Source organism: Hyphomicrobium sp. B1 (assembly GCF_049532635.1).
Classification (GTDB): Bacteria; Pseudomonadota; Alphaproteobacteria; order Rhizobiales; family Hyphomicrobiaceae; genus Hyphomicrobium_B.
The window spans coordinates 4,238,157-4,259,934 of record NZ_CP134871.1; the positions used below are offsets into that span (position 1 = coordinate 4,238,157).

A 21,778-nucleotide genomic window follows, 5' to 3' on the forward strand; every position below is an offset into this window, starting at 1 on the left:
AAAACACGACAAGGGCCGTCATGGCCCCTGTGCGCGTGATCGCAATGACGCTCTGGCCTACGCGGCCTCGGAGCCTTCATCACTCGGATCGCGAAGAACGTAGCCGCGGCCCCACACCGTCTCGATGTAGTGCTTGCCGCCGGTCGCTGCCTGCAGCTTCTTACGAAGTTTGCAGATGAACACGTCGATGATCTTGAGCTCGGGCTCGTCCATGCCGCCGTAGAGATGATTAAGGAACATCTCCTTCGTCAGCGTCGTGCCCTTGCGCAGCGAGAGCAGCTCGAGCATCTGATATTCCTTGCCCGTCAGATGCACGCGCTGATTATTGACGTCGACCGTCTTGGTGTCGAGGTTAACGCGAAGATCGCCCGTCTCGATGACCGATTGCGCATGACCTTTCGAACGGCGAACGATCGCCTGGATTCGCGCGACGAGTTCGTCCTTGTGGAACGGCTTCGTCATATAGTCGTCGGCGCCGAAGCCGAGACCGCGAACTTTGTCGTCGATGCCGGCAAGGCCCGATAGAATGAGAATTGGCGTGCCGACCTTTGCCACGCGCAGCGTCTTCAGAACTTCATAGCCGCTCATGTCGGGAAGGTTCAGGTCGAGGAGAATAATATCGTAATCATAAAGTTTGCCGAGATCGACGCCCTCTTCCCCAAGATCCGTCGTGTAAACGTTAAAACCTTCCGACTGCAGCATAAGCTCAATGCTTTGCGCCGTGGCACTATCATCTTCAATGAGTAGAACCCGCATGACCGTCCCTCTGGTGCCCTATCCGATCCGTGTCCGCGCTATGTCTGCTCTTTGCTCAAAGTGAACGCACTACAGTCGAGCTAAGCGATCGTTAGGAAGTTAGCGACGAGAGGTTAACAAACCCTAATCCGCGTTAGCTATTTCACCATACTGTCGGAATGCCGAAACACGTCAGCGTCCGCAGCCGATGATACGGCTTTCACGATCTCGGGTCACGCGCCGTCGATAACGGGACAAAGTAATCCCGTTCGCGCCGGACAACGGCCCGCCACAAGTTTCGATGTATTAGAACTTGCCCCTCTCGACCCGCTAACAGACCCTAAGCGAAACCTCTCGCTGGGGCGCCCACCCCATTGATTGGCCTATACAATCGCCTCGCAATCCATATACGGCTCGAATCAAGAGCTAACAGAATTCGCGTCATTGCCCTAGATGGGTTATGGCCAAAATCTGCCCCCAAACGAAACGACCGATCAGAATTAGTTACGCGTTGCTTTACCGCAACTTAAGTGCAGAATGTTATTTAGAGTATTGAGGGTCCTAAAGAGCTGTTGCAATGCAGCCTCTTGCCGGATTTAAGGTATTTCTTCCTGGTTGCTGTAGCAGCAAAGCCTTATCAATGATCTGGCATGCTTCTTGGATACCAGGGTTCGAATGTGTTTGGGGTATCGAACGATGAAGTCACGTGACCTGGCCATCCGCCTGAAGCGTCGAGAAGTGGAAGAGAAGTCCAGAAAGGTTGACGATCTCGAGCGCATTATTCGCGAATTTGATCAAATGGCTGCTGATTTGGAACGCCAGATCCAGCTCGAAGAGGATCGCACCGGCATTCGCGATCGCGGGCATTTCTCCTACTCGACCTTTGCGAAGGCCGCCGCCCAGCGCCGCGACAACCTCCGACAGTCGACGGAAGGCCTCCGCGAGAAGCTTACCGCCGCCGTCCGCGAGCGCGATGACACCGTCGAACAGTTTTCCCGGGCCTCCCAGCAGTCCCAGAATATGGACGATCCGCGTCCCGGCCGCCGCGACCGTCCGCTCGGCTTCACGGCCCTTCGCTGAGCCTTGCGCTCCGGGCGAACTTGGGTTGTGTAGGCCGTCAGAAAAAGGCAGGCTTCAAGGCGGTGCCCGAAAGGCGCCGCCTTTTTCATTCCAAATTCTGTTGGCGGTGCGGCTGAAAGTGCTCCGCCCCCTTGCCCAAACGTAACGCGGCGGGCAGGAGTCTGTGCCGTTGCAGTGCTCAGAATGACGATTCGATTGGACTGCACTTTGGGGGAAGATGTCGCTTCGCCGTCCATCATGCATGGCCGCTTCAGCGCTGCTTTTGGCTGCGTCGCTATCGGGTTGCGCAGGCAATACCCCTGAACTGCCGTCGCTCGGCGCGCAATCGACGGCTGCAACAGCACCCACGCCCGTCACGATGCCGACGTCGCCAACGACAGCACCCGGCGACCCTGAAGCACCTCCCGGCACTCCCATTCGCGGCGCTGTTGGATCGGCAACCACGATCTATTCGCACATCGCGACCGGTGCGATGGCCTGCTGGTTCTCGGCGAATGGACCGCTCAAGAAAGATTATATCTTCCATGCCGCGGCCGACGCGCCATCGCGCGGCACCGGCGGCAAGGCCGTGATCACAATCCACGTGCGTGATCCGTCGCAGGCCAACCCGCGTGGGCTCAAAGCCTATCTGGTTCAAATCGAGCCAACCGGCGAAGAAACCGCCAGCGTCACCGTCGAAAACCGCAAGATGTCGGACGCCTACGCCGCCGCCATGACCGACGACATTTCCCGGTGGTCGAAAGGCGAAGAAGGCTGCCACGGCCCGACGACCGTCGCCGCATGGCCTCCGCCACCAGGCGACGCCGTCGCGTCCGCAACAAAACCGGCAAAGACCGCGAAGAAGCCCAAGACAAAGGTCAAGGCTGCGCAGGCGAAACCTGCCGCGCAGTCTGCTTCTCAACCGTAAACACAGTTGGACACGGCCAAACGGCCCGCAAGCGCGAGCCGCCGCGTTCACCTCACGAGGATCGCGAAGTTATTCGCGATAGTCCTGCAGGCGCGTCGCCCGAAGACCCGGAAGACCATGCTTGTCGATCGAACGCTGCCACGACAAAAACTCGTCGACGGTCAGCGTATATCGCTCGCAGGCCTCCTCAATGCTGAGCAGTCCGCCGCGCACGGCAGCAACCACTTCAGCCTTGCGGCGAATAACCCAACGTTTCGTATCCCGCGGGGGAAGATCTGCGACTGTAAGCGGAGACCCATCGGGTCCGATCACATAGCGCCCGCGCGCTCTCATCTGCTGTTCGGTCATGATACTCGATACACACTCTTGACCACGGATCAGTTATAACCGGTTTGCGATTAAATTAGCACTAACCCATTGAGTAAAAAAGACTTAAATAGGCGTGCCAATTCCAACATTCCGGCCACTGAAATAGGGCGCCGATGAGGCGAACTGTTCCATTTTGACCCAATCGCTAACCGTAAGTCTTTCTCAGCGAAAAATGGGCCAACGACAGCTTCCGGATGACACACAGCCTTGCCGATGGCAGATTTGAGAACTATTGATTACACGCTATTCGAATTGGCGGTGGCGCCATCCAGGCTGCGTCACGGTAGTTGTCTGAATCTGTTCAATCTTTTGAAGGATAGCGGCACAGGGATAGCGTTGCAGGGGCCGACCGATGGCCCGCTTTGAGTTACCCTAGCCTCTGCTTGATCACCATGACTCAGTCTGAAACGACATTTGCCAGCCGCGGCACGATGACCAATCCCGCCAACACGCCCATCGCGGTGCCGGCCGCTCGCAAGCGCGTGGTCGTCGCCATGTCCGGCGGCGTCGACAGCTCAGTTGCTGCGGCAATCATGAAGGCAGCCGGCCACGACGTCATCGGCGTCACACTCCAGCTTTACGATCATGGGTCAGCCACCGGACGCAAGGGCAGCTGTTGCGCCGGCCAGGACATCCACGATGCGCGGCGCGTCGCCGAAGCTCTCGACATCCCCCATTACGTTCTGGACTACGAGACGCGCTTCGCCGCCAAGGTGATCGAGACGTTCGCCGAGAGCTACGTCGCCGGTGAAACGCCGATTCCGTGCGTCACCTGCAACAACGAGATCAAGTTCCGCGATCTTCTCGACACCGCCAAGGATCTCGGCGCCGACGTACTCGTCACGGGCCATTACGTGCAGCGGCTCGACACCGAGCACGGCCCCGTCCTCGCCCGCGCCGTCGATACAGATCGCGACCAGAGCTATTTTCTGTTCGGGATCACAAAGGAGCAGCTTGCGTCCCTGTGGTTCCCGATCGGCGGCATGCGCAAGGCCGACGTGCGCGAGCTTGCCCGCTCGTTCAATCTGCCCGTCGCCGATAAGTCGGACAGCCAGGACATCTGCTTCGTCCCGACCGGCAAGTACACCGACGTGATCGAACGCCTGAAGCCGACCGCGCTCGATTCCGGCAACATCGTCCACCTCGACGGTCGCATTCTCGGCCGTCACGACGGCATCGTTCACTATACGGTCGGTCAGCGTCGCGGCATCAAGATCCCCGCCGCCGAGCCGCTGTACGTCGTGCGCCTCGACGCCGCCCGCAACGAAGTCATCGTTGGGCCGCGCTCGGCGCTGACGACGACCGGCCTGATGCTCCGCAACGTCAATTGGCTCGGGGAAAAACCGCTCGAAGACGTCGGTGCATCTGGACTTTCGCTGTATGTTCGCATGCGTTCGTCACAGAATCTTCGGCCCGCACTGCTGCAAATCGAGCAAAATGCTGCGGTCAGAATTGAACTTCATGACGGTGAGGAAGGTATTGCGACCGGTCAGGCGTGCGTGTTTTATGCCGATAACGGTACGGAAGGACGCGTTCTCGGCGGGGGCTGGATTGCCAAGACGATCAAGGCAAACGGTGCCGAGCCTCGCGTTGCGACGACGATGGCCGAGTTGGGACGCTAGGCGCATCGAGCAAGATTGTTTGCGGACTGATGGAGATCGGCAGTGAGTGATAACAAGCCTTCGAGCTTCCGCTCCGCGACAGCGCGGTCGGAAGCACAGAAAGGGCGTTCTGCAACGAAGGTTCTTCAACTCGATGAAGGGCAGGTTCGCGACGCTTACCGCCGATGGGCGCCTGTCTACGACTATACCTTCGGAGCCGTTTCGACGGCTGGCCGCCGACATGCCGTCGAGATCATCAACTCCGGGTCTGGGCGCGTTCTCGAAGTTGGCGTCGGCACCGGCTTGTCACTTCCGAACTACAAGAAACACCTCGACATCGTTGGCATCGACCTCGCGCCTGAAATGCTTGAGAAGGCCCGCGAGCGCGTCAAAGCCGAAAAGCTGACGAACGTTTCCGGCCTCCACGAGATGGACGCCAGTAATCTCACTTTCCCCGACAACACCTTCGACACGACGGTTGCGATGTACGTCATCACCGTCGTTCCCGATCCCAAGAAGGTGATGCTTGAACTCGCACGCGTAACCAAGCCCGGCGGCGAGGTCATGCTGGTCAATCACTTCAGCCAGGACGAAGGCGTCCGCGGCTGGGTCGAGCGCCAGATGGCACCGTTCGCCGACCTCGTCGGCTGGCATTCCGTCTTCGACGTCTCGCGCGTCATGGTCTGCCCGGACCTGAAGCTGATGGACCGCAAGGCACTCCGACCCTGGGGCATCTTCACGATGATGCGCTTCCGCAAGGACGAAGGCTCGGCCTCGCTCCGCCCCGAAGCGGCGGAATAGCCGCCAGCCTTCAACCAATTGCCGAGATAAGCGGTTCGGCGGCATTTTGAGACGGCGCGCCGTGTTGACAGAAAGGCACGGCGCTCCCTATAGACGGTCCCTCGACGGCGCAGCGCGCCGCGTGTGGCGGGATAGCTCAGGTGGTTAGAGCGGCGGTCTCATAATCCGCAGGTCGGCGGTTCAAGTCCGCCTCCCGCTACCAATAAGCCAGCCTTAGCGCGACAAAATTTGTCTCCCCTCATCTGGCTTACCTTCGCCAGCGCGAAGCATGGGCGCGATCAATCAGCGTGAAAGGTGCATCCAACGCACATTTCTCGCTCGCTTTCCTGGCATCGTGAAGAAAATGATCATTGCCCCGCGCGGCAATCGCGCGCGGTCATTATGCCTGCGTTCCAATCTTAGGACGAACTCGGCGGCCGGCACTCCGTTGCAAAAATCACCATATCGGATTTGCCGAAAAATTGGGACGGTTCGGCCTTCTCCCAGCGCAGACGATGCAAGGCGCCTTCGATCGCAAGCTCAATTCCGCCCGGCGCTTCAGTGCGCCCATTGTTGATCTCATCTACTGAACTGAATAAACTATCGAAAAATTTTTTTATTGATCGATTGGGGGATATTTTATCCATGGATTGGACGCCGAGTTCGCGACTTGTGGCGTATTTGAAGAACATGGACGCGGAAGTCGAGGGATGGTTTGCAGTCGGGGACGGCCTCGCCTTCAGCGAATGCCTCAAAATTCAAGAGAAAGAAGGTATTGCTGGCGATATCGCCGAGATTGGCGTTCATCACGGAAAATCATTTCTCGCCTTGGCTATCGCGGCACGCCGAGACGAAATTCTTTATGCGATCGACATTTTCGGACGACAAGATCTGAACATCGACAGATCTGGTCTGGGAAATTTCGATGTATTCAAGTCGAACTGCGAGAAATTTGCGCCGCACCCCGAACGGGTGAAAGCGCTTGAAATGTCATCGCTCGAACTCAAGGGGGAAGGAGAAAGAATTCCTTACCCCGCTTCGCTTCCTATCCATCGACGGCGGCCACACCAGCGCCATTACTCTTAACGATATCGAGATCGCTGAGCGGATCCTCGTCCCCGGCGGCATGTGCTGTATCGACGATATTATACACATGCAGTGGACGGGCGTTCTCAGCGGGGTTTTCGCCTACTTTTATAAGCGCCGCTTCTTCAAGGGGCCGAGCTTGGTACCGTTCGCGATGCTGCCAAAGAAGCTCTATATGTGCCGCCCTCAGTTCCGTGATCTCCGGCGTCTACAATTCGCAGAGGCCTTCGGTGCGTTCGTAGTCAAAAAGGATGCCGAATTCGGCCCTTATGTTATCGATATTTACAAGCCGGGGCTGCAAGAAGCATAGAAACGTCAGATGTCTCATTGAGAAAATTCAAGGGACACATCCGCGACTATCCTGGCCGCAAATGATCAAACGCGCGATGTCGGAAACAGTCTCCTCCTAGCAGATTTCAGAACACCGATTTCATTTCGTCAGCACGCTGGTCCTGCCTCATCACCCCCCCATGAATGCACGGCCGCCTTTTCTCAAATCGATGACAATGTCAGCCTCGGGCGAGGTTCGCGGGTTAGAAAACGCTGTTTCATCGGCGGCGGCTCGTCCGCATGTGCTTACCGCAGCCGATAGGCCATCAACGGCCCTCCTTTATGCACCCGCCCCATAGGAGACCGCATGTCCATTTCATCCGTCGGCAACTCGGACGCCTACGCACGCTATCGCCAGCAGGCGCTCGATCTCCTGGCTTCGCCCGGCCAGCAGATGCAAGCAGGTCAGACGGCAGCCCTGTCCTACATCACGCCACCGGCCACGACCGACCCTTCCGACACCAATCCGTTCGCGACCAAGTTCAAAACCGATCTTTCGATGCTCAACGGCTCGAATGACGGCAAATCGCACGCTCATGGTGCGCACGGCCACCACGGCAAAGCCGACGCGACATCGCAGACGAGCGACAGCACGGCGACTACCGATACGGCCGCGACCGACCCGCTCCAGCAGACGCTCACCGAATTCGCCAATCTCCTGAAGACAGCCGCCGGCATTGCTGCGGTGATCGCCTGATCCAACAGGCGACAAGACGGTTACTCGCGAAGCCGCACAGCGGTCTCAGTCGAAATCGACTTTACGGCTTCGCATTTTCTTCACCTGCCCGCGCACGGTCTTTGCTTTGATGCGCTCTTCACGGGCCCCGCGCGACGGCTTGGTTTTGATCCTGAGCTTCGGCCGCACTAGCGCTTCGGCAATCAACTCAGCGAGGCGCGCACGCGCATCCGCCCGGTTCTGCTCCTGACTTCGAAACCGGTCCGCCTGGATGACGATCACGCCATCAAGCGTCAGCCGCCGCCCCGCAAGCCGCTTCAGGCGCTCGCGGGCGTAAGGCGGTATCGAGGTGTTGGCTTGCAGGTTGAACCTCAGTTCGACTGCCGTCGACACCTTGTTGACGTTTTGGCCACCCGGTCCCGACGCCCTGACGAAGCGCTCTTCGAGTTCCGCTTCGTCGATGTCGAGCGCATCGGAAACGCGCATCGCGCTGCTAGTCCTTCTTCGCGGGCGAGAAGAACATCAGGCGGTTGAAGAACGGATCGATGACTTTGATCTCGCGCGTCCCCCACGGCATCGCTTCGATCCCCGGCCGCATATACTTGTAGCCCTTCTCCATGATCTCAGCGTGATAGCCGTCAATATCGTCGACGGCAATTCGAACTGCGCTGCCTGGGGCTGCGTCCCCATGATGCTCGGAGAGATGGATGATGCAGGCGCTCCGCTTGATCTGCGCATAAAGCGGCATGCCCGGCTCGAACCGATGTCCCCAGTCGAGCGTGAACCCCAAGAAGCCAAGGTAGAAGTCTTTGGCCTTCCCCTCGTCGAATATCCTTAATATCGGCACGGCCGGAGAGATGTGCATAATCATCAATCGAAAATTGCAGCCCGATGAAAACACCACTATTGATTGCGAAAAACTGCGGCATAGTATTCGCGATTGCGAAATTCGGGAACAACCCTCAGGAGGAGATCGTAAGGCAGTTAGTGCGCATACGGAATATAGCCCCATTTCGCCCTACATTGCGCCCTATTTGTAGCATTTTAGCAGCAGCATTTACCATTTGTTGAATGCCGCAACATAGCCTTGGTCGAGGAGCTGCAACCGACCGTCAGCTTAGGGGTCGAATCATATTACTGATTTAGGGCTGAGGAGCCGCTATGCGAACTGCGACGACATCGACCGCGATTCACGCCATTGAGGAGACCACGCATGTGGCTCGTCCGTCAGGCTTGTCGCGCTTCGCTGGTCTCGCGATTGCGTCCCTCGTTCCAGCCGTCTTCTGGAGTGCCATTCTCGCTGTCGGCGCGTTGTGGCTCGACAAGCCGCTGTCCTCGACAACGATCCTGATGGTCGGCGCGGCGATTGCTCTCTTCCTCTTCGCGATTTGCGCTCCGCTGATGTTGCGCCGGCCGGCTGCCGACACCGACGCCAAAATCGAAGCCCGCAAGGCGTAGAATTCCAAAACCTGCATTCACCGCGGCATGCCATACGCGTCTCGGCCAGAGCGCAACAATTGCGCGGCATCCGCCCGATCGCTCTCCAATACGAATGCAAAGCCCAATGAAAAACGGGGCGCCGTCGAAACAGCACCCCGCTAATTTCTGCCGAACAGTTTCGAAACGTGGCTTACTCCGCAGCGACACGCTTCTTCGGTTTCACCAGTTCCATATAGTCGTTCAGGAGCGTCTCGGTGACTTTGGCCGGCTTGTATTTGTGCTCGCCAATCTCCGAAACCGGCGTCACTTCCGCCGCCGTACCGGTGATGAAGCATTCCGAGAACGACGCCAGCTCGTCCGGCATAATATCGCGCTCGATCACCTGAATTCCGCGCTTTTTCGCAAGCTCGATGACCGTCCGACGCGTGATGCCGTTAAGGAAGCAATCGGCCGTCGGCGTATGAATAACGCCGTCCTTGACGAAGAAGATGTTGGCGCCGGTGCATTCCGCCACGCGGCCCTTCCAATCGAGCATCAAAGCATCCGAATAGCCCATGCGCTCGGCGCGGTGCTTTTCGAGCGTGCAGATCATGTAGAGACCGGCAGCCTTGGCGCGCGACGGCGCGCAGGCCGGATCTGGACGACGGTAAACGGCATTGGTGATGCGAATACCCTTCAGCCGCTGTTCCATCGGGAAATAGGAACCCCAGTCCCAGGCCGCGACGGCGAGATGGATCTTCGAGTTCTGCGCCGAAACACCCATCTGCTCGCTGCCGCGCCATGCCACAGGCCGCACGTAGCAGTCCGACAGCTTGTTGGCGGCAATGACATCCCGGCAGGCTTGGTCGATTTCAGCGACGGTGTACGGAATTGTAAAGTCGAGGATCCGGGCACTTTCTATCAGCCGCTCGCTATGCTCGGTCAGCTTGAAGATCTCGCCGTCGTAGGCGCGCTCGCCCTCGAACACCGAGCTGGCGTAGTGCAGCCCGTGCGTCAGGATATGAACGTTCGCGTCGCGCCAGGGAACGAGCGCTCCATCCATCCAGATGAACCCGTCGCGATCGTGAAACGGAATAAGGTCGGCCATGCCAGCGTAATCCTTCCTGGTCTTTATCATTGGCGAATTTGAAGTGGTGGTGTATGTCGCGCGGTCCGTTACGGACGGGCCAGGCAGGCTGAAACGCTCGGAAAACCGATATTTCAGTGCGCCGCGTGCAAGACTATGGACCTGCGGGACAAGCCACCAAATTGGCTTGCAACAGAATACAATCGAGGCCAATAAGTCAACATGACTGACATAACGTCAGAAGGCCCGTCAGAACATCGCGGCGCACCGGGACAGCCCTCCCACGCCCAGGACGCTGGCCGACGCTCTCCGAATGCCGACCTGATCGCCTGTATCGAGCTGTTTTACTTCGCGTATCGCGGCTTTACATGCGACCCGGATACGATACTTGAGCAATACGGCTTCGGGCGAGCGCACCACCGCGTCCTGCACTTCGTGCACCGCAATCCCGGCCTGAAGGTCGCGGAACTGCTCGATATTTTGCAGATTACAAAACAGTCATTAGCGCGCGTCTTGAAACAGCTCGTCGATGAGGGCTTCATCATCCAGAAAGCGGGCAACGAGGATCGCCGAGAACGCCGCCTCTATCTGTCGGCAAAAGGCGCGCGTTTGACCGATAAACTGACACAAATCCAGGCCAAACGGATTGAAGGGGCTCTTGCCGGGCTCGGCGAAAACGCCGACACCGTTGCAAGGAATTTTCTCTTCGCGATGATTTCCGAAAAGGACAAGCATCGTGTCGAAAGCCTTATCCGTAGCGAGCACGGCGGACTGCCCTCGCCCGAACCTGGTTGCAACCCACGGGAACCATGATGGCACCGGACCGAACTGAACCTTTGGCCGATAATGCCCCGCACATCCTCGTCGTCGATGACGACCAGAAAATCCGCGGACTGCTCGGCCGCTTTCTTTCGAGCAACGGCTTCCGCGTCACCGAAGCGTCTGACGCTGCCTCCGCGCGATCCTACATGCGTGGCCTTGCGTTCGACCTGGTGCTGCTCGACGTCATGATGCCTGGCGAAAGCGGCTTGTCTCTCGCCCGCGACCTGAAGCTAACGCGCCCAGTGCCGATCTGCATGCTGACCGCACTCGCCGAAGCCGAGGATCGCATTTCAGGTCTCGAAGCCGGCGTCGACGATTACGTCTCGAAGCCCTTCGATCCACGCGAGCTGTTGCTCCGCCTGCGCAACATCCTTCGTCGCGGCCAGACGCAAACCGCCCAGCGCGATGAAATCCGCATGGGTGGCTGCGTCTTCAACATCACGCGCGGCGAACTCAAGCGCGATGACGAAGCCATCAAGTTGACCGAGCGTGAGCGCGATCTTTTGCGCCTCTTCTCACAACGCATTGGCGTCGCCGTTCCGCGCCATGAACTGTCGAGTGACGACAGCACGGGCAGCGAGCGCGCCATCGACGTCCAGATCAACCGCCTCCGGCGCAAGATCGAAGCCGACCCTTCGAACCCGGTCTATTTGCAAACGGTCAGAGGCAAAGGCTACATCCTCTACACCGATTGACCGTAACAGCGCGCTCGGGCCGACCGGCGCAAGGCGGATAGCATCCCATGGCCGTTGTGCCCGAAACGACCCCGGAGACCGGCAGCCTCGCCGCGCGCTATCAGCGCTTTCGCGAGCACCCGATCGTCATGCGCATCCTGGGTCTCGGCTCCGAGATGCTGCCGAAAGGGCTTTATGCCCGCGCGCTGCTGATCATCATCACGCCCATCGTCGTCCTTGAAGGCGTGATCGCATTCGCGTTCATGGAACGGCACTGGCAAGCCGTTACGCGCCGGCTTTCGGAAGCAACCGCGCGCGATATCGCCGCCGTGATCGAAGTCTATGAGGACATGGCGAAACGCGAAGGTCCGCAAAAGATCATCGACCTCGCGCGCGATCGCCTCAACCTGCAAATGGAAGTGCTGCCGAGCGGCGACCTGCCGCCGCCTGGTCCGAAACCATTCTTTCGCCTGCTCGACCGCGCGCTCTCGAACGAACTGCGCAAGCACGTACAGCTGCCGTTCTGGATCAACACCGTCGGCGACCAGAACGTCGAGATCCGCGTGAAGCTCGACGATGCGATCCTGCGTTTCGTCGCCACCCGCAGCCAGACGTATGCCTCGAACTCGCACATCTTCCTGCTGTGGATGGTCGGCTCGTCCGTTATTCTGCTGACGGTCGCGATCCTGTTCCTGCGCAACCAGATCAGGCCCATCCTCCGTCTTGCGGACGCGGCGGACGAATTCGGCAAAGGTCGCGGCATCCCGGAGGATTTCCGCCCGCGCGGCGCACGCGAGGTGCGCCAGGCCGCGCTCGCCTTCCTGCAGATGCGCGACCGCATCAAGCAGCACGTCGAGCAGCGTACGACGATGCTGGCGGGCGTCAGCCACGACCTGCGCACCGTCCTGACCCGCTTCAAGCTTGAGCTTGCCCTACTCGAAGATACGCCGGAGACGCGCGCACTCTCCGCCGACGTCGACGAGATGCAGCACATGCTCGAAGACTACCTCGCCTTCGCGAAAGGCGACGGCGGCGAGGAAGCCAAGCCGACGAACCTCAAGGAGCTGCTGGAAGAGATCGTCGACGATGCGTCGATCTACGCTTGCTCGATCGAACTCAAGATCCGCAAGAGCAAGGGCGACATCATCCTGCCGTTGAAGCGGCAGGCCCTGAAACGCGCCATCATGAACCTCGTCACCAACGCTGCCCGCTTCGGAGACCGCATCATCATTCGTGTGGCACCCGAAGGCCGCTGGGTTCGCATCGAGGTCGACGACGACGGCCCTGGCATCCCCGAAGACGAACGCGAGAACGTCTTCCGGCCTTTCTATCGTCTCGACCACGCCCGCAATCAGGACGAGGGCAACAGCGGCTTGGGGCTCGTCATCGCCCGCGACATCGCCAAAAGCCACGGCGGCGAGATCGCATTGGGCGAGAGTTCGATGGGCGGCCTCCGCGCCATTATCTCTTTGCCGCAATAGAGAAATTTGACTGTCGATCACAAATTTGGCGCGCGGGGCACACGCCCTTGTGATTTGACTGTAACGTTATGAAGTTACAATTCTTGGACATCGGTTCCGGCACGATTTCCCGTCCGACTACGGCGAAGGTGTCCTCCAAGGCTGCAGTCGCCGGAACCGAAGTTCCACGCTGTGGGTCGCCAACCCACGGGAACGCCAATCGAAGGTCGCGAACCTCGGGCGAGACCAATTTCCCAGCCCTGGTCAATGCCCGAGTTCGCGGCCTCGTTTTTCCGCCGCCAGCACCGCTTCCGTCATCAGCTCTTTGAGGCCGCTACCGTCGCGCATCAACACGCCCAGCGCAGCCGCCGTCGTGCCGCCCGGTGAAGTCACGTTCTGGCGCAGCGCAGCCGGATCGGCCTTCGACTGATGCAAAAGCTCACCGGCGCCTGATACCGTGGCAGTGGCGAGCCGCTTCGCCGTCGCCGCATCGAGCCCCGCCGCAACGCCAGCGTCCGCCAGTGCTTCCGCCAGCAGGAACACATAGGCAGGTCCCGACCCCGACACCGCCGTTACCGCGTCGATCAGATCTTCTTCCGGAACCCAAACGACATCACCAACCGCGCCGAGCAGCGCTTCGCAGGCGGCCTTTTGAGACGGCGTTGTATGAGCGCTCGCGACGGCGCCCGTGATGCCGCGCGCGATGGCAGCCGGCGTATTCGGCATGGCCCGCACAACGGCAATACCAGCCGGCAGATGCCTCTCGAAGCTCGCAATCGTCTTGCCCGCCGCAATCGACACGACGACCGTCTGAGGCCCCGCGATCTTGGCCAAGGCCGGAAAGACGTCATCCATCACTTGCGGCTTCACCGCGACGACGATGACAGCGGGTGGCGTCGACTGCGGTTCCAGAACCGGTTGCGACGCGATCCCGTGCTTCTGCGCGAGTTCAAGCGCAGCGCCGGAAAGCTGCGGTTCCTGGATGATGACCTGAGCCGGATCGAGGCCCCGCTCAAGCCAGCCCGCGAGCATCGCTGCGCCCATTTTGCCCGCGCCGGCAAGCACGACGGAACCATCTAATTTCAGAGACATAACCCGGACACCTTGGAAAGTGGCCGGGCGTGGGTCGAGACGTCGCCCGATGGACCCGGCTTAAGCCTGCCCCTGCGTCTCGAACATCGTCGAAACCAGGGCTTCGCGGCTTTCCTTACCTGCCCACACCACGAACTGGAAGGCCTGGTAATACCGTTCGCAGCCTTCGAGCGCCGCTTTCAGCATCGCTTCGCACTGCCGGACCGTCGCGACGGCGCCGTTAAGCAGCAGCGCGTGACGGAACATCACGAGCCCTTCCTGGGTCCACAGATCGAAGTGGCCGAGCCATAGCTGCTCGTTGATCTGGGCAATCAGGCGATACATTTCCGTCAAGCGGTTTTCTGGCACCCGGAAATCGAACGCGCACGCCAAGTGCAGGGCTTCGAGATCGTCACGCCAGTTGATCGAGATGTGATAGTCGGCCCAGGAGCCCGCAACGATCAACGTCAGCTCTTCATCGCTCGCGCGCTCGCACGGCCAGTCGTGGGCGTGCGCAAGTTGTTCGATGAGATCGATCGGATTGAGAACGCGGTCAGAACCCTGTTCCGCAACTGCCATTTGATATCGCTCTCCAGTCTGCCGCGCGCCGGGATGGCCACGAAGCAACCACGCGATTGGGATTTCCCAAATTGCGCCGCTTTCGTGCTGCTGCGCCGGACAAAACCAGACGGCCCTGCGAGTCGCAAGCTGACCCGGCGGGCCAGGAAATCTTGTCCACGATCAAAGTGGCAAAGCCCAGGCGAAACAGGGGCCAAGGCCGCCTTGGGCCACGATTGCTGGTGAAAAGCGCTCGAACCTGTGGATGCCTTCAGGCAGCGGTGCCGCCCTGCGGCGAAAGCTTCGAGAGCTTGGCTTCCAGCTCCGCAATGCGCGCCGCCAGCGCCTCGTTTTCCTGCCGCGCCTTCTGCGCCATTTCGCGCACCGCTTCGAAATCTTCGCGCGTCACGACATTCATGTCCCGCAGGAACTTTTCGGCTTGGCCCCGAAAAACGGCCTCGGTTTCTTTCTTGAAGCCCTCTGCCGCACCAGCGGCGTCTGTCATGAGCTTGGCAAAGTCGTCAAAGAGTTTGTTGGTCGTCTGGGTCATTTCGAGATCTCGGATTGGAACGGTCATTCAACTATGGCGATAGGCAGGCATGGCTGCAAGCTTACGACATTCTCATCTTGGGTCTGCCGGATGCCTGCTTGACATTAAGACGGTGTTACTCAAACAACGCGGCCTAAGACCGGCCTTCCCTGGTAACTCGATACGGCCATTTGCGAAACCTCGCCCGGAGAGCCGATGACACCCCTCGCCCTTCTCACCTACCCCGATATCGACCCCGTCGCGATCCATCTCGGGCCGGTAGCCGTCAAATGGTATGGCCTCTCATATATGGCCGGCCTTTTGCTCGGCTGGTGGTATATCCGCAACCTGGTCTCGACACCGAAGCTCTGGGCGGGCAACAAAGCGCCGATGACGCTCGAACGCATCGACGACCTTCTGCTCTTCATGACCTTTGGTGTCATCATCGGCGGCCGCCTCGGTCAGATCTTCCTCTACGATCCCGACTTTTACTTCTCGCATCCTCTGGAGATGGTGAAGGTCTGGAAGGGCGGGATGAGCTTTCATGGCGGCGTCATCGGCTGCGCCATCCTGATCTTCGTATTCGCCTACATCTACAAAGTGTCAGCCCGGTCCGTGGCGGACCTCGTCTGTGCGTCCGTACCCTTCGGCCTTTTCTTTGGCCGGATCGCCAATTTCATCAATTCCGAGCACTGGGGCCGCGTGACCGACGCCTGGGTCGGCATGGTCTTTCCCAACGGCGGCGACAACCCGCGCCATCCGAGCCAGCTTTATGAGGCGGCGCTCGAAGGCATCGTGATGTTCATCATCTTGCGGATCGCCACCCACCACTTCTCCTCGCTGAAGCGCCCCGGACTGACGACCGGCATCTGGATGATCTGGTACGCCATTGCCCGCAGCTTCTCCGAGATCTTCCGCGAACCCGAGCCCTATAACATTATGAACATCGGTCCCTTCACGGCCGGCCAGATGTACTGCGTGCCGATGGTTATTCTCGGAATCTACCTGATCTGGACCGCCTGTCATAACAAGAGCGAGCCCGGAAAGGCTGCGGTGTGATCGATAACGGCCTGCGTCGCGATACACCGCTCGCCCGGCGGATCAAGGAACGGATTCGCCGCGACGGGCCGATAACAGTCGATAGCTACATGTCCGCCTGCCTTTGGGATGCGGACTACGGCTACTATCGCCGTCAGCAGGTATTCGGCGCATCGGGCGACTTCATCACCGCCGCCGACGTATCGCAGGTCTTCGGCGAGCTTCTGGGCGTCTGGGCCGGCGTCGTCTGGCAGGGCGTGCTCGGCGCTCCTAACCCGATTACCATCGTCGAATACGGCCCCGGACGCGGCACCATGATGCGCGATATTCTTCGCGCCGCCCGCATTGTCCCCGGCTTCTCGAACGTCACGCGCGTGCATCTCGTCGAAGCCAGCGAATCCCTGATCGAGTTGCAAACTGCAACTCTGTCGGAATTCCGCAACGTGCTGAGCTGGGGCCGCGAACTCGACGAGATCAACCCGCCGGCCATCATCTTCGCCAACGAATTTCTCGATGCCTGGCCGGTCGCCCAATGGGTCAAGACCGCATCGGGTTGGCACATTCGCGCCGTGACCCTCGATGCCCGCGGCGACCTGCAATTCACCGCAATCGACGGCGAATGCCCGCGCGATGCATTCGAAGCTCTGCTGCCCGGCGCCCCGCCCGGGGCCGTCATCGAAAGCCAGCGCCTCGACCAGCTTGCCGACGCCCTGCAAGCACTCTCCGAACGCGGCCCCATCGCCTTTCTTATGGTCGACTATGGTCACACCACACCAGCCGCCGGAGACACGCTGCAAGCGGTCCGCGCGCATAAGTATGAATCTCCACTGACGTCGCCGGGCGAAGCCGACCTGACGGTGCACATCAACTTCTACGATCTCGCCTCGACGCTGCATCGCGCCGGTCTGGCGCTCGATGGCCCTGTCACGCAGGCGGAGTTCCTCGGTGCTCTCGGCATTGTCGAGCGCGCCTCGCGTTTGATGGCGGCCAATCCGGCCCGCGCGACCGAAATCGAAACGGGCGTCGCCCGCTTGCTCGCCCCCAATGGAATGGGAGGGCGCTTCAAGGTCCTCGCAGCCCGCTCCCCCGGTCTACCGTCGCTTCCGGGCTTCAGCGCGGCCCGCGAGCAGAGCGCCGCGCCCGGACCAGCATGAAGACCCGCATAAAGGGAAAGCGCGCCCGATGTCCTTGAAACCCATCGAAGCCCGAAATCTCTCCAGCTGGAACGGCATCCGCCACGGCTTCTTCACCCGCGAAGGCGGCGTCTCGACGGGTCTCTACGCCAGCCTCAACTGTGGCTGGGGCTCAAGCGACGATCAGAACCTCGTCGCCGAGAACCGCAACCGGATCGGCCGTTTCCTCGGCGGCGACGAAAAACTCGGCGGCGGTGTCGTCACGCTCTATCAGGAGCACGGCACGATGGCGCTGCACGTGACCAAAGCGCCAAACCGCGCGGCCCTCCCCCACGCCGACGCCGTCGTCTCCAACACGCCCGGACTTGTCATTGGCGTTCTGACAGCGGATTGCGCTCCGGTCCTGATGGCCGACGCAGAGGCCGGCGTCATCGCTGCTGCTCACGCCGGCTGGCGTGGCGCCATTAACGATGTTGTCGGCAGCGCCGTCGCGGAAATGGAACGTCTCGGCGCCAAACGCGAACGGATCACTGCGGCCGTTGGCCCCTGCATCAGTCAGTCAGCCTACGAGGTCGGCCCTGAGTTCGAGGCGACCTTCCTTGAGCGTGATCCAGCGTTCAGCACGTATTTCACGCGCGCGAACCCGAACGCGCGTCCGCATTTCGATCTACCGGCCTTTGTGACAATGCGATTGCAGGCAGCCGGCGTCGGCAGCATCGAGGATCTGGCGCTCTGCACCTGCAAGAACGAATCGCTTTTCTTCAGCTACAGGCGTAAAACTCTCCTCGGGGAAGTGGACTATGGCCGTCAAATCTCCGCCATCGTCGTGGCGTAACGGCATAATCCACAGGGAAGTCCGAGCCGACGCCAACGTTTACACCGGTCGATAACAGTTTCGCCGAACTCCCGTCTGGACGGGTCGTTCAGGGCTGATCTACAGGGATAAGGGTCGGTTCCGGTAGTAATCACAGGAGTTCAGGCCGCGGAGGTAATGTGTTCCGGCCGCCGGGGAAGTCGCGGTTGGATAAGGGGGGACGTCGAGTGGCGACCTTTTGCTCTGCTCGGGTACGCGAGCGCCGAACACGTCTTTGGACGATCGGGTCAATACTTTTGGCTTCGCTGGTAACGGCAGGCCTGGGCGGCTGTGGCTCATCATCAAACCTCCTGGGCGGCATGGGCGGCGGAACGCCCTCGGCACAAAACTCGATCGCTCTCCCGACAGGCGCGTCACCATCGGGACCCGTTACACAGAACGCCAAATTCCAGATCGCGCCGGTTATCGGATCGCCCGAAAACGTCGCTCATGAATTGCAGTCGCAGCTTGCGTCTGCCATCGGCCGAGAGGGCCTGAGCGTCGGCACCTCAAACAATGCGACTGGCGAATATGTCGTCCGCGGCTACATCGTAGCTGCTCGCGAAAAATCGAAAGCGAAGATCTCCTACATCTGGGACGTGACCGACCAGAGCGGCAAGCGCGTCCATCGCGTTACGGGTGAGGAAGTCATCGCAAGCGCCGGGAAAGACCCCTGGTCAGCCGTGACGCCGGCCGTGGTAGAACGGATCTCCGGCAAGACCTCGAAACAGATCGCTAGCTGGATCGCGAGCGGCGGCGGTGTTCCGATGGCTTCGAACATCAACACGCAGTCGACCAACGCTCCGTCGAGCCCGCCGCGGCCGACGACGTACGCCTCGGCTGCATCGAGCCCGGCTTCGCCGACGACCGGCAGCATCACCCACTCGGGTCCTGTCACAGCCGTCGTGCCGCTGGTGACGGGAGCGCCCGGCGATGGCAGCACCACGCTCACCACCGCAATTCAGCGCGAATTGTCGAAGAGCGGCCTGAAGCTGGCGACCACGCCCGACTCCCAAGCCTACAAAGTTGTCGGCAAGGTCGCCATGGGCACCAGCAAAGACGGCAAGCAGCCGATCCAGATCGACTGGAACGTGATCGACCCGAGCGGCAAGAAGCTCGGCACTGTGTCGCAGAAGAACGAGATCCCAACCGGCTCGCTTGACGGTTCCTGGGGGCAGACCGCGGACGCCGCAGCCGCTGCTGCCGCGCAAGGCATTATCAAGCTCTTACCGCCAAAGAGCGTCGAATAATCAGTAGCCGGTCAGGTTAACCTCGATCGGCAACACTGTGACAACAGCTTGGGCCCGGACGGTTGAATCGTCCGGGCCCAATTGCTACAAGCCCGCAAATGAAGAGGTTTCTGGAGCGCAAATGCCTTTCGATTCCAAGGGTGACGCCCGGAACAATGACGGCCGAGGGAAGCTGGGCGTGAAAATCATCGCGGGAAACAGCAATCGCCCCCTCGCCGAGGCGATCTGCACCTATCTGAAGCTGCCGATGGCCAAAGGCCAGGTGAAGCGCTTCGCCGATATGGAGATCTTCGTCGAGATCCAGGAGAACGTCCGCGGACAGGACGTATTCGTCATTCAGTCGACGTCGTTCCCCGCCAACGACAACATGATGGAGCTGCTGATCCTGCTCGATGCGTTGAAGCGCTCGTCTGCGCGCCGCATCACAGCCGTCATCCCGTACTTCGGTTACGCCCGGCAGGACCGCAAGCCGGGTCCGCGGACGCCCATTTCTGCCAAGCTCGTCGCCAACCTGATCGAGCGCGCCGGCGCCGACCGCGTTCTGACGCTCGATCTCCATGCCGGCCAGATCCAGGGCTTCTTCGACATCCCGACCGATAACCTCTTCGCCGCGCCGGTCATGACGCGCGACATCGAAGAGCACTATGGCAACACGGACGACATCGTCGTCGTGTCGCCCGACGTCGGCGGCGTCGTCCGTGCCCGAGCGCTCGCCAAGCGTATCACCGCGCCAATCGCCATTTGCGATAAGCGGCGCGAACGTCCAGGCGAAAGCGAAGTGATGAACGTCATCGGTGACGTCGACGGTAAACGCTGCATTCTGATCGACGATATCGTCGATTCCGGCGGTACACTCGTCAACGCCGCTGAGGCCCTGCTGAAAAACGGCGCGACGGAAGTCTCTGCCTACATTTCGCACGCTGTGCTGTCTGGCGGCGCCGTCAGTCGCATCCAGAACTCGCGCCTGAAATCGCTCGTCATCACGGACTCGATCCTGCCGACCGAAGCCGTTAAGGCCGCGCGCAACATCCGCGTCATGTCGATCGCGCCACTCATCGGCGAAGCGATCCTCCGCACGAGCCGCGAAGAAAGCGTCTCAAGCCTCTTCTACTGATACACTTTCCAGAAGCCGGATTTTCCGATCCCTAGCGGTGCTGTTTCGCACTGTTCGGGAAAAACTCCCCATGCCATAAGGAAATTTGAGAACAATAACGGGAAGCAAATTCCCGAGGGGGAGGCGTGGGGCAAATCCCGTTTCACACGCGAGCGGCAGGCTGCGTTGTTGCCTTGCTCATGGGCATCTCGATGCTCGCGTTCTCACAGGCGGCAATGGCGGGACCGTCACTCGACCAGTTCGAAATCAAAGACCTCGACACCGAACCTGGCGCGATCGAGATCGAAAGCCAGAATGACTTCTCATCTGGCAATCCGAGACGCGGCGTTGTTTCCAATGGCGCGGGCGGCATCATTGCCGACGACAATACGGTGACACGCCAACGCGAAGGCCTGGAAGTTGAGATGGGCCTCACGACCTTCGTCAAACTTCGCCTTGGCGTCGAGTTCGAGCAGCAGCGCCTGGACGATCCCAAGACCTTTAACGAAGCCGACCGGATGGGACCGCTCGAATTCGACAGCTACGGCGCCGAAACCATCTGGACCGTCATCAAACGCAAAGGCGACGGCATCGGCGCCGGCTTTCTCGTCGAATGGGATCAATCCGCACACGAAGACGAAGCTTCGACGCTGACGATTGGTCCGATCATCGAATGGCAATCCGGACGTTGGAGCGCAAACATCAATCCGACCGCCATTCAATACTTCGGCGGTGGCTTCGAAAATCAGGGCAAGCTCGATTTCGGCTACGCCGCCCGGATCATGTATCGCACATCCAAGCAGCTCGCTCTTGCCGTTGAATCCTATGGCGGCATCGAAGGCATCAGCGGCGGCAACACGAACGAGTCGCAGCAAATCTTCGGAACGTTCAATCAGTATCGTCTCGGTCCTATCGCCTACTGGACGTTCGGCGACGACAATGATGACGACACGCTCTCAAAGAAAGATGACGCTGAAGACGAACGAAAAGTCGAAACGACAGTCGGCTTCGGCGCGCTGTTCGGTTTGAATAGTGCGACGCCTGCAACCACACTGAAACTCAGTCTCGATATCGATTTTTGACGAAAGCCCACGTCACGCAATCCATTCTTTGCGGAAAATAACCTACCGTGGTGTTCAAAGCGCGCTTTCTCGACAAGTGTACTACACTGTTGCGATCGTGGGACGAAACCCACGGCGCCGCGCCAGCGACCCATCCATTGCCCGT

The 21,778-nt window shown here is 59.9% G+C and carries 26 protein-coding genes and 1 tRNA gene; 18 read left to right on the forward strand and 9 right to left on the reverse strand.

Annotated features, from left to right (window positions below; genetic code table 11):
* Nucleotides 1-57: 57 nt before the first annotated feature.
* Nucleotides 58-756: a response regulator transcription factor CtrA gene (gene ctrA / locus RLW55_RS20225; RefSeq protein WP_013946595.1), complete on the reverse strand. Its 699-nt coding sequence runs from the start codon at nt 754-756 to the stop codon at nt 58-60.
* A 675-nt stretch (nt 757-1,431) separates the two neighbouring features.
* Between ctrA and RLW55_RS20230 the strand changes: the two genes are divergently transcribed.
* Nucleotides 1,432-1,815: a hypothetical protein gene (locus RLW55_RS20230; protein WP_035575737.1), complete on the forward strand. Its 384-nt coding sequence runs from the start codon at nt 1,432-1,434 to the stop codon at nt 1,813-1,815.
* A gap of 217 nt (nt 1,816-2,032) precedes the next feature.
* Nucleotides 2,033-2,722, forward strand: coding sequence for a hypothetical protein (locus tag RLW55_RS20235; protein WP_409562490.1), 690 nt, complete (start codon nt 2,033-2,035; stop codon nt 2,720-2,722).
* A 69-nt stretch (nt 2,723-2,791) separates the two neighbouring features.
* On the opposite strand, the gene RLW55_RS20240 is transcribed toward RLW55_RS20235, so the two are convergent.
* Nucleotides 2,792-3,070, reverse strand: coding sequence for a DUF1153 domain-containing protein (locus RLW55_RS20240; protein WP_013216444.1), 279 nt, complete (start codon nt 3,068-3,070; stop codon nt 2,792-2,794).
* A 413-nt stretch (nt 3,071-3,483) separates the two neighbouring features.
* Between RLW55_RS20240 and mnmA the strand changes: the two genes are divergently transcribed.
* The 3 genes from mnmA (at nt 3,484) to RLW55_RS20255 (ending at nt 5,695) form a co-directional block, all read left to right on the forward strand.
* Nucleotides 3,484-4,713, forward strand: coding sequence for a tRNA 2-thiouridine(34) synthase MnmA (mnmA, locus tag RLW55_RS20245; protein WP_414462013.1), 1,230 nt, complete (start codon nt 3,484-3,486; stop codon nt 4,711-4,713).
* Nucleotides 4,714-4,755: 42 nt separating this feature from the next.
* Nucleotides 4,756-5,493, forward strand: a complete 738-nt coding sequence (locus RLW55_RS20250) for a class I SAM-dependent methyltransferase (RefSeq protein WP_013946590.1) — start codon at nt 4,756-4,758, stop codon at nt 5,491-5,493.
* 125 nt (nt 5,494-5,618) lie between these two features.
* Nucleotides 5,619-5,695: transfer RNA gene (locus RLW55_RS20255), tRNA-Met, on the forward strand.
* A gap of 196 nt (nt 5,696-5,891) precedes the next feature.
* Here the strand turns inward: RLW55_RS20255 and RLW55_RS20260 are convergent.
* Nucleotides 5,892-6,164 (reverse strand): hypothetical protein, encoded by a 273-nt coding sequence (locus RLW55_RS20260; protein ID WP_423415197.1) that lies wholly within the window; start codon nt 6,162-6,164, stop codon nt 5,892-5,894.
* On the opposite strand from RLW55_RS20260, the gene RLW55_RS20265 reads away from it, so the two are divergent.
* From RLW55_RS20265 to RLW55_RS20275, 3 genes are all read left to right on the forward strand, one after another.
* The gene (locus tag RLW55_RS20265; RefSeq protein WP_423415198.1) at nt 6,163-6,558 is read left to right on the forward strand and encodes a hypothetical protein; all 396 of its coding nucleotides are present in this window, start codon (nt 6,163-6,165) and stop codon (nt 6,556-6,558) included. The genes RLW55_RS20260 and RLW55_RS20265 overlap by 2 nt on opposite strands.
* A complete protein-coding gene (locus tag RLW55_RS20270) occupies nt 6,455-6,868 on the forward strand; it encodes a class I SAM-dependent methyltransferase (RefSeq protein WP_423415199.1) in 414 nt (137 codons plus the stop codon). The genes RLW55_RS20265 and RLW55_RS20270 overlap by 104 nt, the downstream gene beginning before the upstream one ends.
* A 327-nt stretch (nt 6,869-7,195) precedes the next feature.
* Nucleotides 7,196-7,585 (forward strand): hypothetical protein, encoded by a 390-nt coding sequence (locus RLW55_RS20275; protein WP_409562487.1) that lies wholly within the window; start codon nt 7,196-7,198, stop codon nt 7,583-7,585.
* Nucleotides 7,586-7,630: 45 nt separating this feature from the next.
* Here the strand turns inward: RLW55_RS20275 and arfB are convergent, their stop codons facing one another.
* Complete coding sequence (gene arfB, locus RLW55_RS20280) at nt 7,631-8,050, reverse strand: alternative ribosome rescue aminoacyl-tRNA hydrolase ArfB (RefSeq protein WP_423415200.1); 420 nt, start codon at nt 8,048-8,050, stop codon at nt 7,631-7,633.
* A 7-nt stretch (nt 8,051-8,057) separates the two neighbouring features.
* On the reverse strand, nt 8,058-8,429 hold the full coding sequence (locus tag RLW55_RS20285; RefSeq protein WP_423415201.1) for a glyoxalase superfamily protein: 372 nt from the start codon (nt 8,427-8,429) through the stop codon (nt 8,058-8,060).
* Between the two features lie 296 nt (nt 8,430-8,725).
* Between RLW55_RS20285 and RLW55_RS20290 the strand changes: the two genes are divergently transcribed.
* Complete coding sequence (locus RLW55_RS20290; protein ID WP_409562484.1) at nt 8,726-9,022, forward strand: hypothetical protein; 297 nt, start codon at nt 8,726-8,728, stop codon at nt 9,020-9,022.
* A 172-nt stretch (nt 9,023-9,194) separates the two neighbouring features.
* Here the strand turns inward: RLW55_RS20290 and RLW55_RS20295 are convergent, their stop codons facing one another.
* The gene (locus RLW55_RS20295) at nt 9,195-10,091 is read right to left on the reverse strand and encodes a branched-chain amino acid aminotransferase (RefSeq protein WP_409562483.1); all 897 of its coding nucleotides are present in this window, start codon (nt 10,089-10,091) and stop codon (nt 9,195-9,197) included.
* 201 nt (nt 10,092-10,292) lie between these two features.
* On the opposite strand from RLW55_RS20295, the gene RLW55_RS20300 reads away from it, so the two are divergent.
* The 3 genes from RLW55_RS20300 to RLW55_RS20310 are packed head-to-tail and all read left to right on the forward strand — an operon-like array spanning nt 10,293 to nt 13,047.
* Nucleotides 10,293-10,883, forward strand: coding sequence for a MarR family winged helix-turn-helix transcriptional regulator (locus tag RLW55_RS20300; RefSeq protein WP_013946583.1), 591 nt, complete (start codon nt 10,293-10,295; stop codon nt 10,881-10,883).
* The gene (locus RLW55_RS20305; protein ID WP_409562482.1) at nt 10,880-11,587 is read left to right on the forward strand and encodes a response regulator transcription factor; all 708 of its coding nucleotides are present in this window, start codon (nt 10,880-10,882) and stop codon (nt 11,585-11,587) included. The genes RLW55_RS20300 and RLW55_RS20305 overlap by 4 nt, the downstream gene beginning before the upstream one ends.
* Before the next feature lie 47 nt (nt 11,588-11,634).
* Nucleotides 11,635-13,047, forward strand: a complete 1,413-nt coding sequence (locus tag RLW55_RS20310; RefSeq protein WP_409562481.1) for an ATP-binding protein — start codon at nt 11,635-11,637, stop codon at nt 13,045-13,047.
* Nucleotides 13,048-13,290: 243 nt separating this feature from the next.
* On the opposite strand, the gene proC is transcribed toward RLW55_RS20310, so the two are convergent.
* The 3 genes from proC to RLW55_RS20325 form a co-directional block, all read right to left on the reverse strand.
* A complete protein-coding gene (gene proC, locus RLW55_RS20315; RefSeq protein ID WP_423415202.1) occupies nt 13,291-14,118 on the reverse strand; it encodes a pyrroline-5-carboxylate reductase in 828 nt (275 codons plus the stop codon).
* 60 nt (nt 14,119-14,178) lie between these two features.
* Complete coding sequence (locus tag RLW55_RS20320) at nt 14,179-14,676, reverse strand: YbjN domain-containing protein (protein ID WP_013946579.1); 498 nt, start codon at nt 14,674-14,676, stop codon at nt 14,179-14,181.
* Between the two features lie 250 nt (nt 14,677-14,926).
* On the reverse strand, nt 14,927-15,205 hold the full coding sequence (locus RLW55_RS20325) for an accessory factor UbiK family protein (RefSeq protein WP_409562479.1): 279 nt from the start codon (nt 15,203-15,205) through the stop codon (nt 14,927-14,929).
* A 195-nt stretch (nt 15,206-15,400) separates the two neighbouring features.
* On the opposite strand from RLW55_RS20325, the gene lgt reads away from it, so the two are divergent.
* From lgt to RLW55_RS20355, 6 genes are all read left to right on the forward strand, one after another.
* Nucleotides 15,401-16,243: a prolipoprotein diacylglyceryl transferase gene (gene lgt, locus RLW55_RS20330; RefSeq protein WP_409562478.1), complete on the forward strand. Its 843-nt coding sequence runs from the start codon at nt 15,401-15,403 to the stop codon at nt 16,241-16,243.
* Entirely contained in the window at nt 16,240-17,376 is a 1,137-nt protein-coding gene (locus RLW55_RS20335) for a class I SAM-dependent methyltransferase (RefSeq protein ID WP_423415203.1), read from the forward strand. Before lgt ends, RLW55_RS20335 begins: the two co-directional genes overlap by 4 nt.
* Nucleotides 17,377-17,404: 28 nt before the next feature.
* The gene (gene pgeF, locus RLW55_RS20340) at nt 17,405-18,190 is read left to right on the forward strand and encodes a peptidoglycan editing factor PgeF (RefSeq protein ID WP_423415204.1); all 786 of its coding nucleotides are present in this window, start codon (nt 17,405-17,407) and stop codon (nt 18,188-18,190) included.
* Between the two features lie 275 nt (nt 18,191-18,465).
* The gene (locus tag RLW55_RS20345) at nt 18,466-19,458 is read left to right on the forward strand and encodes a hypothetical protein (protein WP_409562477.1); all 993 of its coding nucleotides are present in this window, start codon (nt 18,466-18,468) and stop codon (nt 19,456-19,458) included.
* A 178-nt stretch (nt 19,459-19,636) separates the two neighbouring features.
* Entirely contained in the window at nt 19,637-20,572 is a 936-nt protein-coding gene (locus tag RLW55_RS20350; RefSeq protein WP_024275475.1) for a ribose-phosphate pyrophosphokinase, read from the forward strand.
* 125 nt (nt 20,573-20,697) lie between these two features.
* Nucleotides 20,698-21,633 (forward strand): hypothetical protein, encoded by a 936-nt coding sequence (locus RLW55_RS20355; RefSeq protein WP_423415205.1) that lies wholly within the window; start codon nt 20,698-20,700, stop codon nt 21,631-21,633.
* Nucleotides 21,634-21,778: the final 145 nt, after the last annotated feature.